This is a genomic window from Tahibacter harae (genome assembly GCF_024437735.1).
Classification (GTDB): domain Bacteria; phylum Pseudomonadota; class Gammaproteobacteria; order Xanthomonadales; family Rhodanobacteraceae; genus Tahibacter; species Tahibacter harae.
The window spans coordinates 84,711-98,394 of sequence record NZ_JANFQO010000007.1 but is presented as its reverse complement, the minus strand read 5'-3'; the positions used below and the strand labels follow the sequence as shown (position 1 = coordinate 98,394).

At 68.5% G+C, this 13,684-nt stretch carries 12 protein-coding genes; 9 read left to right on the top strand and 3 right to left on the bottom strand.

The features are described from left to right. Positions 1–141 precede the first annotated feature (141 nt). Positions 142–2,256 carry a diguanylate cyclase gene (locus tag NM961_RS09560; RefSeq protein WP_255913985.1) on the bottom strand — a complete coding sequence of 705 codons (2,115 nt, stop codon included), beginning with the start codon at positions 2,254–2,256 and terminating at the stop codon, positions 142–144. 229 nt (positions 2,257–2,485) lie between these two features. Between NM961_RS09560 and rimO the strand changes: the two genes are divergently transcribed. From rimO to dapB, 5 genes are all read left to right on the top strand, one after another. Continuing rightward, a complete protein-coding gene (gene rimO, locus NM961_RS09555; RefSeq protein WP_255913984.1) occupies positions 2,486–3,805 on the top strand; it encodes a 30S ribosomal protein S12 methylthiotransferase RimO in 1,320 nt (439 codons plus the stop codon). A gap of 12 nt (positions 3,806–3,817) precedes the next feature. Next, on the top strand, positions 3,818–4,618 hold the full coding sequence (locus tag NM961_RS09550) for a DUF3025 domain-containing protein (RefSeq protein WP_255913983.1): 801 nt from the start codon (positions 3,818–3,820) through the stop codon (positions 4,616–4,618). 206 nt (positions 4,619–4,824) lie between these two features. Beyond that, complete coding sequence (locus NM961_RS09545; RefSeq protein WP_255913981.1) at positions 4,825–5,145, top strand: I78 family peptidase inhibitor; 321 nt, start codon at positions 4,825–4,827, stop codon at positions 5,143–5,145. 230 nt (positions 5,146–5,375) lie between these two features. Beyond that, complete coding sequence (locus NM961_RS09540) at positions 5,376–6,065, top strand: hypothetical protein (protein ID WP_255913980.1); 690 nt, start codon at positions 5,376–5,378, stop codon at positions 6,063–6,065. Between the two features lie 270 nt (positions 6,066–6,335). Then, positions 6,336–7,154, top strand: a complete 819-nt coding sequence (gene dapB, locus NM961_RS09535) for a 4-hydroxy-tetrahydrodipicolinate reductase (RefSeq protein WP_255913979.1) — start codon at positions 6,336–6,338, stop codon at positions 7,152–7,154. 125 nt (positions 7,155–7,279) lie between these two features. Here the strand turns inward: dapB and NM961_RS09530 are convergent, their stop codons facing one another. Both NM961_RS09530 and NM961_RS09525 read right to left on the bottom strand, forming a co-directional pair. After that, positions 7,280–7,597 carry a hypothetical protein gene (locus NM961_RS09530; protein WP_255913978.1) on the bottom strand — a complete coding sequence of 106 codons (318 nt, stop codon included), beginning with the start codon at positions 7,595–7,597 and terminating at the stop codon, positions 7,280–7,282. A gap of 134 nt (positions 7,598–7,731) precedes the next feature. After that, positions 7,732–8,055 (bottom strand): hypothetical protein, encoded by a 324-nt coding sequence (locus NM961_RS09525; RefSeq protein ID WP_255913977.1) that lies wholly within the window; start codon positions 8,053–8,055, stop codon positions 7,732–7,734. A 428-nt stretch (positions 8,056–8,483) separates the two neighbouring features. Between NM961_RS09525 and carA the strand changes: the two genes are divergently transcribed. From carA to greA, 4 genes are read left to right on the top strand one after another with little or no spacing between them, the layout of a single operon-like run. Next, complete coding sequence (gene carA, locus NM961_RS09520) at positions 8,484–9,623, top strand: glutamine-hydrolyzing carbamoyl-phosphate synthase small subunit (RefSeq protein ID WP_255913975.1); 1,140 nt, start codon at positions 8,484–8,486, stop codon at positions 9,621–9,623. 8 nt (positions 9,624–9,631) lie between these two features. Continuing rightward, complete coding sequence (locus NM961_RS09515; RefSeq protein WP_255913973.1) at positions 9,632–9,967, top strand: hypothetical protein; 336 nt, start codon at positions 9,632–9,634, stop codon at positions 9,965–9,967. Further along, a complete protein-coding gene (gene carB, locus NM961_RS09510; RefSeq protein ID WP_255913972.1) occupies positions 9,951–13,178 on the top strand; it encodes a carbamoyl-phosphate synthase large subunit in 3,228 nt (1,075 codons plus the stop codon). The genes NM961_RS09515 and carB overlap by 17 nt, the downstream gene beginning before the upstream one ends. Beyond that, the gene (greA, locus tag NM961_RS09505; protein ID WP_255913971.1) at positions 13,175–13,651 is read left to right on the top strand and encodes a transcription elongation factor GreA; all 477 of its coding nucleotides are present in this window, start codon (positions 13,175–13,177) and stop codon (positions 13,649–13,651) included. Before carB ends, greA begins: the two co-directional genes overlap by 4 nt. The last annotated feature ends 33 nt before the right edge of the window (positions 13,652–13,684 follow it).

The window sequence follows — 13,684 nt, the reverse complement described above, 5'->3', positions numbered from 1 at the left end:
CTCCGCATCGGCTGCTCGCTGCGAAATCACGCCGGCGACGTTAGCAGCTCGGCCGTGCGAAAGGTGTGTGCGGGCGACAGCGGCCGCCGGCGGGCATCCCGAGGCTGGACCGGCGCGGGCGGACCGGCGTAATCGCCGCCGCTACGCTGCGTAGGGCACCACGCGGTTGCGGCCCTGGGCCTTGGCGCGGTACACCGCCACATCGGCGGCGCCGAGCAGGTCTTCCAGCGTGGCGGCGCCGCTGGCGCGCAGACTGGCCAGGCCTATGCTGATGGTCAGCGCGCGGCGCGACTGGGCCAGCGCGGTCAGCCCCTGGGCGACCTTGTCGCGCAGGCGCTCGGCGATGGGTGCCGCGGCCGCGGCGTCGCGGCCGGGCATCAGCACCACGAATTCCTCGCCGCCATAGCGGCCGACGAGGTCGCCCGGCTCCAGCCACTGGCGCACGATCTGTATGCCGCCGGCCAGCACGCGGTCGCCGAACTGGTGGCCGTGCTCGTCGTTGATGGCCTTGAAGTGATCGAAGTCGATCAGCAGCACCGACAGGTCCTGGCCGGCGCTCTGCGCATGGCGCAGGTTTTCCTCCATCTGCCGCAGCAGGTGGCCGCGGTTGTAGGCGCCGGTCAGCGGATCGGTGATGGCGGCCTGGTACAGCTCGGCCGCATAGGTGCTGAGCTTGGCGTTGGCCGCTTCCAGGCGCGCCTCGTGGGCGCTGATCTCCGCGTTCTTGGATTGCAGTTCGCGGTTGAGGCGGTGGCTGGCGCGGTAGCGGCGCAGCAGCAGCAACAACAGCACGCCCAATACCGCCGCGGCGCCCACGCCGAAATTGCGCAGCAGGGCCTGCTGGTTCAGGCGCAGGCTCTGCAGTTCGTTGGTGAGGCTGAGCAGGCGGATGCGCTGCTCGGCGTCGGCGCGCTCGTAGCGCGATTTCAGTGCCGCCAGCTGGCGGCCGGCGCGGGTGCCCAGCAGTTCTTCGCGCAGGGCGGCGCGGCGGTGGGCGAAATCCACTGCGGCGGCGAGCTGGCCGCTGGCCAGGGCGATTTCCTCGCGCGCGGCGAAGGCTTCGCTCAGCGGCGATTTCAGGCCGGCTTCGGCGAGCAGCTGTATGGCTTCGTCCAGGTGGCGCGTGGCCAGCGGCTCGTCGCCGGCGCGCAGGGCGATGCGGCCCAGGTAGAGCAGGGCGCCGCCGGTGATCTCGCGGTGCTTGAGTTCGCGCCCGGTGGCCAGGGCCTGTTCCAGCACGGCGCGCGCTTCCTCGTCGCGGCCCAGGCGGATCAGGGCGCGGCCGATCTCGACGTTTTCCAGGCCGACATAGGGCCGGTTGCCGATGCTGGCGTCGATGGCGCGGGCCTGCTCGGCCATGGTCAGGGCCGCGGCGGCGTCGCCGATGTCGTTGCTGAAACTGGCGTAGCTGCCCAGGGCGCCGGCCATGGACTGGGGATCCAGATTCGCTTCGGAGGAGGCCAGGGCGGCCTCGAAATTGGCCTTGGCCTGTTCCGTGTCCTCGATCTCGCGGTAGAGCAGGGCGATGTTGCGGTAGGACAGGTCCAGCTTTTCCCGGCTGCCCAGGGTGCGGCGCAGTTCCAGCGCGGCGATCTGCAGTTCCAGCGCGCGGGCGAAATCGCCCAGGTCGCGGTGCACGGTGCCGAGATTCATCAGCACCTGGGCCTCGCCGGCGCGGTCGCCCTGGCTGCGGCGCAGGGCCAGGGCGGTTTCCTGGTGCTGGCGCGCCTGTTCCAGGTTGCCGCGGCGCCGCGCCACCACGCCGAGATAGCCCTCGGCCGCGGCGTGGGCGCGCATCAGGCCCAGGCGGCGGGCGCGTTCCAGCAGCTCGCTGGCCAGGGCGGAGGCATCGTCGTAATCGCCGCGGGCCAGGGCCAGGGCTACGCTGCGGTCCAGCGCCTCGATCAGATGGGGCGTGTCGTTGAGGCGGCGGGCGTGCGCGGCCACGGCTTTCCAGGCCTCGCCGGCCTGGCGGCTGGCGCCGAGCGACTGTTCCAGCAGACCGACCTGGCGGGCCAGGTGCATGCGGCCCAGCGGGCCCAGCAGCGGGCCGGCCAGCTGGTCGGTGCTGTGCCAGACGCTGCCCAGGCGCACGGCGATGGCCTGGGCCGAGGCGGCCAGCTGGCCGGCCATGGCCGGGGAAAGATCGTCGGCGTACAGGCGGCCGGTGCTGCCGAAGCCGCAGACCAGCAAGGCGGTGGCCATGACCGTCAGGGCGCGCCGGCGCAGCAGAGGAAATGACAGGCCGGTCGGCATTGCGCAAAAGCGTCCTTGACCAAGCCCCCGCCCCATACGGGAGCTGGTCAATGCTAACCCGAGCCCGGCGGGCGGCGTCATGACGGTTGCGTAAACAAATTACACGTCTGTTGCATTTACTTTCGCCGCCGTTGCGGTCCGCCGGCAGCGCCGTACGGCGCGGCGGCGGTTCGACGCCGGCGGCCGGGCTCCGTACAATGGCCGGCTTGCCTTTCAGCCGAGTTCCGCCATGTCCCGCCAGAATCCCAAGGTCGGCTTCGTCAGCCTAGGCTGTCCCAAGGCGCTGGTCGATTCCGAGCGCATCCTGACCCAGCTGCGGGTGGAAGGCTACGACATAGTCCCGACCTACGACGACGCCGACGTGGTCGTGGTCAATACCTGCGGCTTCATCGACGCGGCGGTGGAGGAATCGCTGGACGCCATCGGCGAAGCCCTGGCCGAGAACGGCAAGGTCATCGTCACCGGCTGCCTGGGCGCCAAGGCCGACGTGATCCGCCAGGCCCACCCGGATGTGCTGTCCATCTCCGGCCCGCAGGACTACACCAGCGTCATGAACGCGGTGCATGCCCAGCTGCCGCCCAAGCACGATCCCTTCCTCGACCTGGTGCCGCCGCAGGGCCTCAAGCTCACGCCCAAGCACTACGCCTATCTGAAGATTTCCGAGGGCTGCAATCACCGCTGCTCGTTCTGCATCATCCCGTCCATGCGCGGCGATCTGGTGTCGCGGCCGGTGGATCAGGTGCTGCAGGAAGCGGAAAAGCTGGTCAAGGGCGGCGTGCGCGAACTGCTGGTCATCTCCCAGGACACCAGCGCCTACGGCGTGGACATGAAATACGCCGAGCGCGAATGGCGCGGCAAGTCCTACCGCACGCGCATGACCGAGCTGTGCGAAGGCCTGGCCGAACTCAAGGTGTGGACGCGCCTGCACTACGTCTATCCGTATCCCCATGTGGACGAAGTCGTGCCGCTGATGGCCGAAGGCAAACTGCTGCCTTACCTGGACATCCCCTTCCAGCACGCCAGCCCGCGCATCCTGAAGCTGATGAAGCGCCCCGGCGCCGTGGACAAGGTGCTGGCGCGGGTAAAGAAGTGGCGCGCGATCTGCCCGGAGCTGACCATACGCAGCACCTTCATCGTCGGTTTCCCCGGCGAAACCGAGGAAGAATTCGAGGAACTGCTGGATTTCCTGCGCGAAGCCCAGCTCGACCGCGTCGGCGCCTTCGCCTATTCGCCGGTGGAAGGGGCCAAGGCCAACGATCTGCCGGATCCGGTGCCCGACGAGATCAAGGAAGAACGCCTGGAACGCTTCATGGAAGTGCAGGCCGAGATCAGCAGCGTGCGCCTGGGCGAGAAGATCGGCCGCCGCATCACCGTGCTGGTGGACAGCGTCGACGCCGACGGCGCGGTCGCCCGCTCCGCCGCGGATGCGCCGGAGATCGACGGCGTGGTGCATGTCGACAACGGCCAGAAGCTGCGCCCGGGCCAGTTCGCCGAAGTCGAAGTGATCAACGCCGACCAGCACGACCTGTTCGCCCGCCTGCCGGGCTGACCGCGCCGGCCCATGCGTTTCATCGCGCCCGCCCGCGCGCAGCTGGATCCCGCGGTACTGGCCCGGCCGCCGCTGTCGCTGTGGTCCGAGCATGCGCAGTGGCTGCAGTCGCCGCAGTTTCCGGCCATCGACGAACTCAATGCCGGCTGGGACGCCGGCTGGCGCTTCGTCGAACAGACGCCGCAATTGCTGGCCGACGGCCTGCATTATGAATCGCGCATCCATGCGCGCGGCGAGATCGCCACGCGCGCTGAAAACTGGCATGACTTTTTCAACGCCCTGGTATGGCGCCGCTTCCCCGCCATCAAGCAGGCGCTGAATGCGCGCCAAGTGGCCGAGATCGCGCGCATGGGCGACAAGCAGCGCAGCCGCGCCCAGTGCGCGCTGACCCACTTCGACGAAGGCGGCGTCATCGTGGTGCTGCGCGACGCGGCCCTGCTGGCGCTGTGGGATGCGCACGACTGGCACGGCCTGTTCTGGCGTTCGCGCCAGGCCTGGCTGGACGGCCGCATCGGCGCCCAGGTGTTCGGCCATGCGCTGCTGGAGATGGCGCTGGCGCCGGGCAAGCTGATTACCGGCAAGGCCCTGGCCGTGTTCGATCCTGCCGGCGGCGGCGATGCCGCCGCCGCGGTTGCCGCTGCGATTGCCGCCGGCGCCGCGCTGAACGATCCGCAGGAACTGCGCGCGCTGCCGATCTCCGGCGTGGCGGGCTGGCATGCGGCCACGGCCGACGAAACGTTCTACCGCGACGGCGAATGCTTCCGGCCGCTGCGCAGCGGCCGCGTCTATCCGCCGCCGCTGCGCATAGGCTGAATATCCATTTTTTTCCTTGGTTTCAGGCGGGCTCTCCGGTTCTGCGCCGGCGGCTGAGCGGGCAGGGCGTTTCCGCTTGCGCCGGTGTCGCGTCGTTCCAGCCTGTGCGCCTCGCCACGGTTGGCAGGACGGCAGTAAGCTGGCACGCGCCGAACGTCGCACGCATATCGCGCGGATCGCGGTCACCGATCAAGGAGAGCATCGCCATGAACCCTGGACGCAAATTGCCGGCTTTCACCGCTGTACTGCTGGTCCCGCTGCTGCTGGCGGCCTGCCAGGCGGAATCGAAACGGCCGGCGGCGGAAAACGGCGCGGCGCAGCCGCAGGCCGTGTGCAACCGCGACGCTGCCGACGCGCTGGTCGGCAAGGACCGCGTGACGGACGAGCAGGCCAGGAAACTCACCGGATCGACCATCGTGCGCCAGATCACCCCCAACAGCCCGGTCACCCTGGACTTCCGCCAGGAGCGCGTGACCATAGAAACCGATCCCGCCACCAACAAGATCGTCCGCGCCTACTGCGGTTGAGCGGTTTGCGTGACCTGCAACAGACCTGGCGCCGCCCGCCCGGCGGCGCCGGCACCCTGCGCGCATGGCGGGGCGGGTACTTGACGCCTGCCCGGGCTTGAGCGAGTGTCGGGCTTCGCCTCTGGGGGAGGCGATGATCCCGTCTCATCCATCAGTCCATCCGACCGGCAGCGACCCCGGCGCGGTACCGTCGCGTGCGTCCCTGCTGTCTGCCCTGCGGAGACTTGCTCATGATCCTGAAGAACTTGGCCCTGGCCACGACGTTCGCGCTGCTGCCGGCTGCTGCGGCCCTGGCCCAGAATGCTGTCGACCTGAACAGCTACAAAGAGCGCTATCCCACAGCCTCAGCGGCAGAACGCAGCGAACTGGACAAGGCGCTCGCCGCGGAATATGCAGCCGTCAGCGCCGGCTGGGCAGCGACCCGCGGCCCGGTCGAGGGCGACGTGTGCACGGCGGCGAGCCCGTCGCCGGTCAATCCCTTCACCATTTCCTCGACCACGGTCGGCGCCACCAACGATTACGACATCGCCACGGTCTGCGGTACCGGACAGACTCTGTTCGGCGGCACCGGTGCCGCGCTCGACCGGGCCTACGGCGTGGTGACCGACCAGGATTGCAGCGTCACCGTCACCGCCGATCCCACCGGCGCGACGGGCTGGGATCTTGCCCTGTACGTGCTGGCCGCTCCGGGCGCCGCCTGCACGGCGCTGCCGTCGCTGGCCGACGGGCAGTGCATCACCATGGATGACAACGGCGGCGCCAATATCACCGAGACTGTCACCTTCAACGCCACGGCCGGTACCCAGTACTTCGTCATCGTCGATGGCTTCAACGCCGCGACAGGTACCTACGACCTGAACATCGCCGGCACCGGCTGCAACCTGGTGCCCGTCGGCCTGCAGACGTTCTCGGTCGACTGATCCCGCCTGAAACGCCGCCCGCAGCCGCGGGCGGCGTGCGGAAATCCGCTTCATCGAATCGGAAGGGGCCGCTGCCGCAGCACCGGCCCGATGCGTAACACGCGCGACGGGCCGGCGATCGGCGCCAGGCCTGCGGCCCGGATCGCCGGTCGAGCCCGCGCGCCCGGCCTGCCGCACCGCGGCGATACCCAACCTCCAATCCCCAACCTTCACTTCACGCGCCACCACGCAGCTGGAACAATCCTGTCTTCCCGACTGCGAGCGTCCGCCATGACCGAAGCCGTATCACCCGTCTCTGTCGCCGTCCACGGCGCCGCGGGACGCATGGGACAGGCGATTCTGCGTGCGGCGCCGGGGCAGGGCGGCGTGCGCATCAGTGCGGCTCTGGTGCGGCCGGGCTCGGGACTGGTGGATGTGCCCCTGCAGCGCATCCTGGGCGCGCAGACGGCGGATCTGGAATTCCGCGCGGCACTGGATCCGGAAACCGAGGTGCAGGCGCTGATCGATTTCAGCGGTCCGCAGGCCTTCGACGGCGCCCTGGCGCTGGCGCTGGAACGCCGCGCGGCCTTCATCAGCGGCACCACCGGGCTGGACGAGGCCCAGTTCGCCGCGCTGCGCCGCGCGGCCGAGCGGATTCCGGTGCTGTGGGCCTCGAATTTCAGCCTGGGTATCGCGCTGATGCTGCGCTTCTCGCGCATGGCCGCGAAGGTGCTGCCGGACTGGGACTGCGAGATCGTCGAGATGCACCACCGGCGCAAGGCCGACGCGCCTTCGGGTACGGCGCTGAGTCTGGGCCAGGCCGTGGCCGAAGGCCGCGGCGTAGGGTTGGCCGAAGTGGCCGCACATGGCCGCAGCGGCCAGACCGGCGCGCGCCCGGCGGGGCAGATCGGCTTCCACGCCCTGCGCGGCGGCGACGTCATCGGCGAGCACACGGTGCTGTTCGCCAGCGAGGACGAGCGCGTGGAATTCACCCACCGTGCCGCCAATCGCGACATCTTCGCCCGCGGCGCGCTGCTGGCGGCGCGCCGGCTGGCGGCGGCGCCGCCGGGCAGCTACGGCATGGACGATATTCTCGGCGATTGCGGCTAGGCGCAGCGTAGCGGGCTTTCCTGCGCAGTGCCGATGCCGATGTTTGGTTGCGCGCCGGCTGCGGGAGGTCACGGGTCCGATTCCAATGCCGTGCGCAGCCGGGACAGCCGGCGTCGCGCCGGATGTCAGTGATGCTGCGCCGGGTCGGCGAACAGCACGGCCACAAGCCAGAACGCGATCACCAGCGCCAGCAGCACAACGGCCGCCAGAAAAAGCCCGAAGACCGTGGAGCGTCTGCTCGCGCCGAAGCCGGCAGCGAACACGCCCAGCGCCAGCAAGGGCAGGCTCACATAGATCAGGTTTTCCCACCACGATGCCGAACCGGCCGCGAACTTCGCCGCGAAGTAATAGCCGCCCAGCAGTATGGGCAGGCCCAGCCAGATATCGCGTCCCACGCCACCGCGCTGCGCCAGGGAGGTGCCGGATGCGGACGGGTTATCCATTGTGCGGTTCCTCTCCAGGCCGGCGGGGCCGGAAACGGCCCCGCCCGCCTGACGATGCCCACGCGCAGCCAAACGCACTAGCGCCGCATTGCGTGGGCACCGCGGAAAAACGTGTGCGTGGACGCGGCGCAGGTTCAATGCCAGCCGTTGCTGTTGGCGAACAGCAACCACACCAGCCCGATCAGCAGCGCCACGATGCCGAGCACGATCAGCCCGGCCACACCCAGCCCCAGCGCCGTGCGGGAGCGGCCTTCGCGCAGCAGGAACACGGCCAGTCCGCCCAGGCCCAGCCAGGGCAGTACCAGGAAAAGCAGTGCGGGCAAGGTTTCCTGCAGGCTGGGCGCAACCTGCCACAGCAGGAAATAGCCGCCCAGCAGCACGCCCAGGCCCAGGCCGGTGCCGGCGAGCAGGCTGCCGCGGGCCGGAACGCTGGCGGCGGATGGCGACAAGGTTTGCATGCGTGCGGCTCCGGTCGGATGGCAGCTGAATCGGCGGACAGGACATTCGTCGCATTGCAAACGACGGCGGTGGGTCGAGGCGAACGCGGCGCCAGGCGCAGCCGGCGCCGCGCGCGGGAAAAAGAATCTGCCGCCATTGCGTGTTTCAGCGCACTGCAAGGCTTGCTGCGCTGCAAATGCGGTGCGGATTTCACCACGGTAATCCGCGCAGAACAGGCCGGCAAACAGGACCGCGCCGTGCTTTTTCCAATCCCGGATCGCGACTCCCGGCTCCCGGCCACAGTGGACACCCAGCCCGCCGCGCCCTAAAATCGCGCCTCGCCTCGATTCCCTTTTCGCCCGAATCCACGGACTGGTAGAGCCAGTCCGCGGGTTTTCGCGCACCTGATATTGGCAAGGTGCCGGGCCACTACGCATAAGGCGACCGCATGACACTGCCAGCACTCCTTGCCCTCGCCGACGGAAGCCTGTTCCATGGCATTGGCATAGGCGCAGAAGGCATGACGACCGGCGAGGTGGTGTTCAACACCGCGCTGACCGGCTACCAGGAAATCCTCACCGATCCTTCCTACTCGCGCCAGATCGTCACGCTGACTTATCCGCACATCGGCAATACCGGCTGCAATCCGGTCGACGTGGAATCCACCAGCGTCGCCGCCGCCGGCCTGGTGATCCGCGACCTGCCGCTGCTCGCGAGCAACTGGCGTTCCAGCGAGACTCTCGACGCTTACCTGCGCCGCCACAACCTGGTGGCGATCAGCGATATCGACACCCGCCGCCTGACCCGCATCCTGCGCGACGGCGGCGCCCAGAACGGCTGCATCGTCGCCGGTGCCACCATCGACGCCGAAGCCGCGCTGGCCGCGGCCCGCGCCTTCCCCGGCCTCAAGGGCATGGACCTGGCCAAGGTGGTCAGCACGGCGCGCAGCTACGAGTGGACCGAAGGCAGCTACGACCTCGACGGCATGGCCTTCGCCCAGCGTCCGGCCAGCTTCCGCGTCGTCGCCTACGACTTCGGCATCAAGCACAACATACTGCGCCTGCTCGCCGACCGCGGCTGCCGCATCACCGTGGTGCCGGCGCAGACGCCGGCGGCCGAGGTGCTCGCGCTCAAGCCCGACGGCGTGTTCCTCTCCAACGGCCCGGGCGATCCGGAGCCCTGCGATTACGCCATCGCCGCGATCCGCGAATTCGTCGCTGCGCGCCTGCCGCTGTTCGGCATCTGCCTGGGCCACCAGCTGCTCGGCCTGGCCAGCGGCGCGAAGACGCTGAAGATGAAGTTCGGCCACCACGGCGCCAACCATCCGGTGATCGACATTGCCAGCGGCCGGGTCATGATCTCCAGCCAGAACCACGGTTTCGCCGTGGACGAGGCCACCCTGCCGGCCAACGTCAAGCCCACCCACCGTTCGCTGTTCGACGGCTCGCTGCAGGGCATTGCGCTGACCGACGCGCCGGCCTACAGCTTCCAGGGCCATCCGGAAGCCAGCCCGGGTCCGCAGGACGTGATCGCGCTGTTCGATCCCTTCATCCACATGATGCAGTCGCGCCAGCGCGCGGCCGCCTGAGTCCGGCCATGAACGGTTTTTCCCTGATGCGCCGCATCGCGGTGCTGGCCGGTCTGAGCCTGGCCAGCGCCGTCGTGTTCGCCGCCGGCCGCGTGCGCGTGGTCGAAGTGGTCAGCTACGCCCAGCTGGGCAACCACGTGGGCGCCCAGATCGTGGTACGCACCACCCTGGGCTCGCGCCGCGCCGGAACCCTGGTGCGCCATACCCAGACCGCCCTGCGGCTGCGGCTGAGCCCGGCCGACGGCGGCGTAGAACTCGATATTCCCAGCAGCTCGGTCAAGGACGTCGAAGTCCTGACCGAAACTGAAGCTTCCGCCGGAGACGACAGTGCCAAAAAGAACTGATCTCAAGACCATCCTGATCATCGGCGCCGGCCCCATCGTCATAGGCCAGGCCTGCGAGTTCGACTATTCCGGCGCGCAGGCGTGCAAGGCGCTCAAGCAGGAAGGCTTCCGCGTGGTGCTGGTGAATTCCAACCCGGCCACGATCATGACCGACCCGGAGACCGCCGACGCGGTCTACATCGAGCCGATCAACCCGGCCACGGTCGAGCGCATCATCGCCAAGGAAAAGCCCGACGCGCTGCTGCCGACCATGGGCGGCCAGACCGCGCTGAATTGCGCGCTGGAACTGGCGGACAAGGGCATTCTGGAAAAGTACAAGGTTGAACTGATCGGCGCCTCGCGCGAAGCCATCCGCATGGCCGAGGACCGCGAGCTGTTCCGCCACGCCATGAAGGACATCGGGCTGGAATGCCCGCGCGCCGAGATCGCGCGCACGCTGGAACAGGCGCTGGACGCACAGACCAAGGTCGGCTTCCCGACCATCATCCGGCCGTCCTTCACGCTGGGCGGCTCCGGCGGCGGCATCGCCTACAACCGCGAGGAATTCGTCGAGATCGTCAGCCGCGGCCTGGAACTGTCGCCGGTGGGCGAGGTGCTGGTCGAGGAATCCGTGCTCGGCTGGAAGGAGTTCGAGATGGAAGTGGTCCGCGATACCGCGGACAACTGCATCATCGTCTGCTCGATCGAGAACCTCGATCCCATGGGCGTGCACACCGGCGACTCGATCACGGTGGCGCCGGCGCAGACCCTCACCGACAAGGAATACCAGCGCCTGCGCGACGCCTCCATCGCCGTGCTGCGCAAGATCGGCGTGGACACCGGCGGTTCCAACGTGCAGTTCGGCGTGAATTCCGAGAACGGCCGCGTGGTCGTGATCGAGATGAACCCGCGCGTGTCGCGATCCTCTGCGCTGGCTTCCAAGGCGACCGGCTTTCCCATCGCCAAGGTCGCGGCCAAGCTCGCGGTCGGCTATACGCTGGACGAGCTGCGCAACGAGATCACCGGCGGCCTGACCCCGGCCTCGTTCGAGCCTTCCATCGACTACGTCGTCACCAAGATTCCGCGTTTCGCGTTCGAGAAATTCCCCGCCGCCGATGCGCGCCTGACCACGCAGATGAAGTCGGTCGGCGAAGTGATGGCCATAGGCCGCAGCTTCCAGGAATCGCTGCAGAAGGCCCTGCGCGGCCTGGAAACCGGCAAGGACGGCCTCAGCCCGACGCGCCTGGATCTCAACAGCGACGACGGCGTGGCGCGCCTCAAGCGCGAACTCAAGGAGCCGGGCCCGGAGCGCGTGTTCTACGTCGCCGACGGTTTCCGCGCCGGCCTTAGCCTGGAAGAGATCTACGCGCTCACCCATATCGACCGCTGGTTCCTGGCCCAGATCGAAGACCTGATCCGCTGCGAGGCCGAAGTGAAAGTGCGCGGCCTCGGCGCGCTGGACGCGGCGCGCCTGCTGCGCCTCAAGCGCAAGGGCTTTTCCGACTCGCGCCTGGCCGCGCTGCTGGGCACCGACGAGAACGCCGTGCGCCACCTGCGCCGCGCCTTCAACGTGCGCCCGGTGTACAAGCGCGTGGATTCCTGCGCCGCCGAATTCGCCACGTCCACCGCGTACCTGTATTCGACCTACGAGGAAGAATGCGAGGCGCTGCCGAGCACGCGCGACAAGATCATGGTGCTGGGCGGCGGCCCCAACCGCATCGGCCAGGGCATCGAGTTCGACTACTGCTGCGTGCACGCGGCGCTGGCCCTGCGCGAAGACGGCTTCGAGACCATCATGGTCAACTGCAATCCGGAGACCGTCTCCACCGACTACGACACCTCGGACCGCCTGTACTTCGAGCCGCTGACCCTGGAAGACGTGCTGGAGATCATCGACAAGGAAAAACCCAGGGGCGTGATCGTGCAGTACGGCGGCCAGACGCCGCTCAAGCTCGCCCGCGCGCTGGAGGCCAACGGCGCGCCGGTGATCGGCACCACGCCGGATTCCATCGACCTCGCCGAAGACCGCGAGCGCTTCCAGCAGATGGTGCAGAAGCTGGGCCTGGCCCAGCCGCCCAACCGCACCGCGCGCACGGCGGACGAGGCCCTCGCGCTGGCGCGCGAGATCGGCTATCCCATGGTGGTGCGTCCCAGCTACGTGCTCGGCGGCCGCGCCATGGAAGTGGTGCATTCGGATGCGGACCTCAAGCGCTACATCACCGAGGCGGTGCGCGTGTCCGACGACTCGCCGGTGCTGCTGGACCGCTTCCTCGACAACGCCGTCGAAGTCGACGTGGACATCGTCGCCGACGCCGAAGGCAATGTGCTGATCGGCGGCATCATGGAGCACATCGAGGAAGCCGGCGTGCATTCCGGCGACTCGTCCTGCTCGCTGCCGCCGTATTCGCTGTCGGCGGAGATCCAGGACCAGCTGCGCGAGCAGGTCAAGGCGATGGCGCGCGAGCTGAAGGTGGTCGGCCTGATGAACACCCAGTTCGCGATCCAGGACGACAAGGTCTTCATCCTCGAAGTGAATCCGCGCGCCTCGCGCACGGTGCCGTTCGTGTCCAAGGCCACCGGCGTGGCCCTGGCCAAGATCGCCGCGCGCTGCATGGTCGGCCAGAGCCTGACCGCCCAGGGCGCGACGCGCGAAGTGATCCCGCAGTATTACTCGGTCAAGGAAGCGATCTTCCCGTTCCTGAAGTTCCAGAACGTCGATCCCATCCTGGGCCCGGAAATGCGCTCCACCGGCGAGGTGATGGGCGTGGGCCGCAGCTTCGGCGCCGCGTTCGCGCGTGCGCATGAAGCGGCCAACATCGCCGCGCCGCCCAAGGGCAAGGTGTTCGTGTCGGTGCGCGATCCGGACAAGCCGCGCCTGCTGCTGGTGGCGCAGGACCTGCTGCGCCGCGGCTATTCGCTGGTCGCCACCAGCGGCACCTGCGAATGGCTCAAGGCCCAGGGCCTGGCCTGCGAGCGCGTCAACAAGGTGATCGAGGGCCGCCCGCACGTGGTCGACCTGATCAAGAACGGCGAGATCGTCTTTATCGTCAACACGACCGAGGGCAAGCAGGCCATCGCCGACTCCTTCTCCATCCGGCGCGAGGCGCTGCAGCAGCGCATCACCTATTCGACTACCATTGCCGGCGCCCGTGCCTTGCTGCATTCGCTGGACTATCGCGAGGACGGCAGCGTCAACAGCCTGCAAGAGCTGCACAAGGAATTGAAAGCATGAAGCGTCCGCCACTGACCCTCAAGGGCGCCGAGCGCCTGCGCGACGAGCTGGAGAAGCTCAAGACCGTAGACCGCCCGCGCATCATCGAAGCCATCGCCGAAGCGCGCGCCCACGGCGACCTCAAGGAAAACGCCGAGTACCACGCCGCACGCGAGCAGCAGGGCTTCGTCGAGGGCCGCATCCAGGAAATGGAAGCCACGCTGAGCTATGCCGAGGTCATCGACGTGGCCAAGCTGGCAGCGGCGCCGCGCATCGTGTTCGGCGCGACGGTGGAGCTGGAGGACGAGGATTCGGGCGACCAGGTCACCTACCAGATCGTCGGCGACATCGAAGCCGACATCAAGCAGCGCCTGATCGCAGTCAGCTCGCCCATCGCGCGCGCGCTGATCGGCAAGAGCCAGGGCGATTCCTTCGAGTTCCAGGCGCCCAACGGCGTCAAGCGCTACGAGATCACGGCAGTCCGCTACGATTGATGCGGCACCCGGCGCGGCGGCGCGGTTCCGCCG

Excerpts from the sequence above, each read along its gene's own strand:
- greA (WP_255913971.1), top strand. The coding sequence starts at position 13,175 with ATGAAGCGTCCGCCACTGACCCTCAAGGGCGCCGAGCGCCTGCGCGAC.
- dapB (WP_255913979.1), top strand. The coding sequence starts at position 6,336 with ATGACCGAAGCCGTATCACCCGTCTCTGTCGCCGTCCACGGCGCCGCG.
- NM961_RS09560 (WP_255913985.1), bottom strand. The coding sequence starts at position 2,256 with ATGCCGACCGGCCTGTCATTTCCTCTGCTGCGCCGGCGCGCCCTGACG.
- carA (WP_255913975.1), top strand. The coding sequence starts at position 8,484 with ATGACACTGCCAGCACTCCTTGCCCTCGCCGACGGAAGCCTGTTCCAT.
- NM961_RS09550 (WP_255913983.1), top strand. The coding sequence starts at position 3,818 with ATGCGTTTCATCGCGCCCGCCCGCGCGCAGCTGGATCCCGCGGTACTG.
- NM961_RS09515 (WP_255913973.1), top strand. The coding sequence starts at position 9,632 with ATGAACGGTTTTTCCCTGATGCGCCGCATCGCGGTGCTGGCCGGTCTG.
- NM961_RS09545 (WP_255913981.1), top strand. The coding sequence starts at position 4,825 with ATGAACCCTGGACGCAAATTGCCGGCTTTCACCGCTGTACTGCTGGTC.
- NM961_RS09530 (WP_255913978.1), bottom strand. The coding sequence starts at position 7,597 with ATGGATAACCCGTCCGCATCCGGCACCTCCCTGGCGCAGCGCGGTGGC.
- NM961_RS09540 (WP_255913980.1), top strand. The coding sequence starts at position 5,376 with ATGATCCTGAAGAACTTGGCCCTGGCCACGACGTTCGCGCTGCTGCCG.
- NM961_RS09525 (WP_255913977.1), bottom strand. The coding sequence starts at position 8,055 with ATGCAAACCTTGTCGCCATCCGCCGCCAGCGTTCCGGCCCGCGGCAGC.
- rimO (WP_255913984.1), top strand. The coding sequence starts at position 2,486 with ATGTCCCGCCAGAATCCCAAGGTCGGCTTCGTCAGCCTAGGCTGTCCC.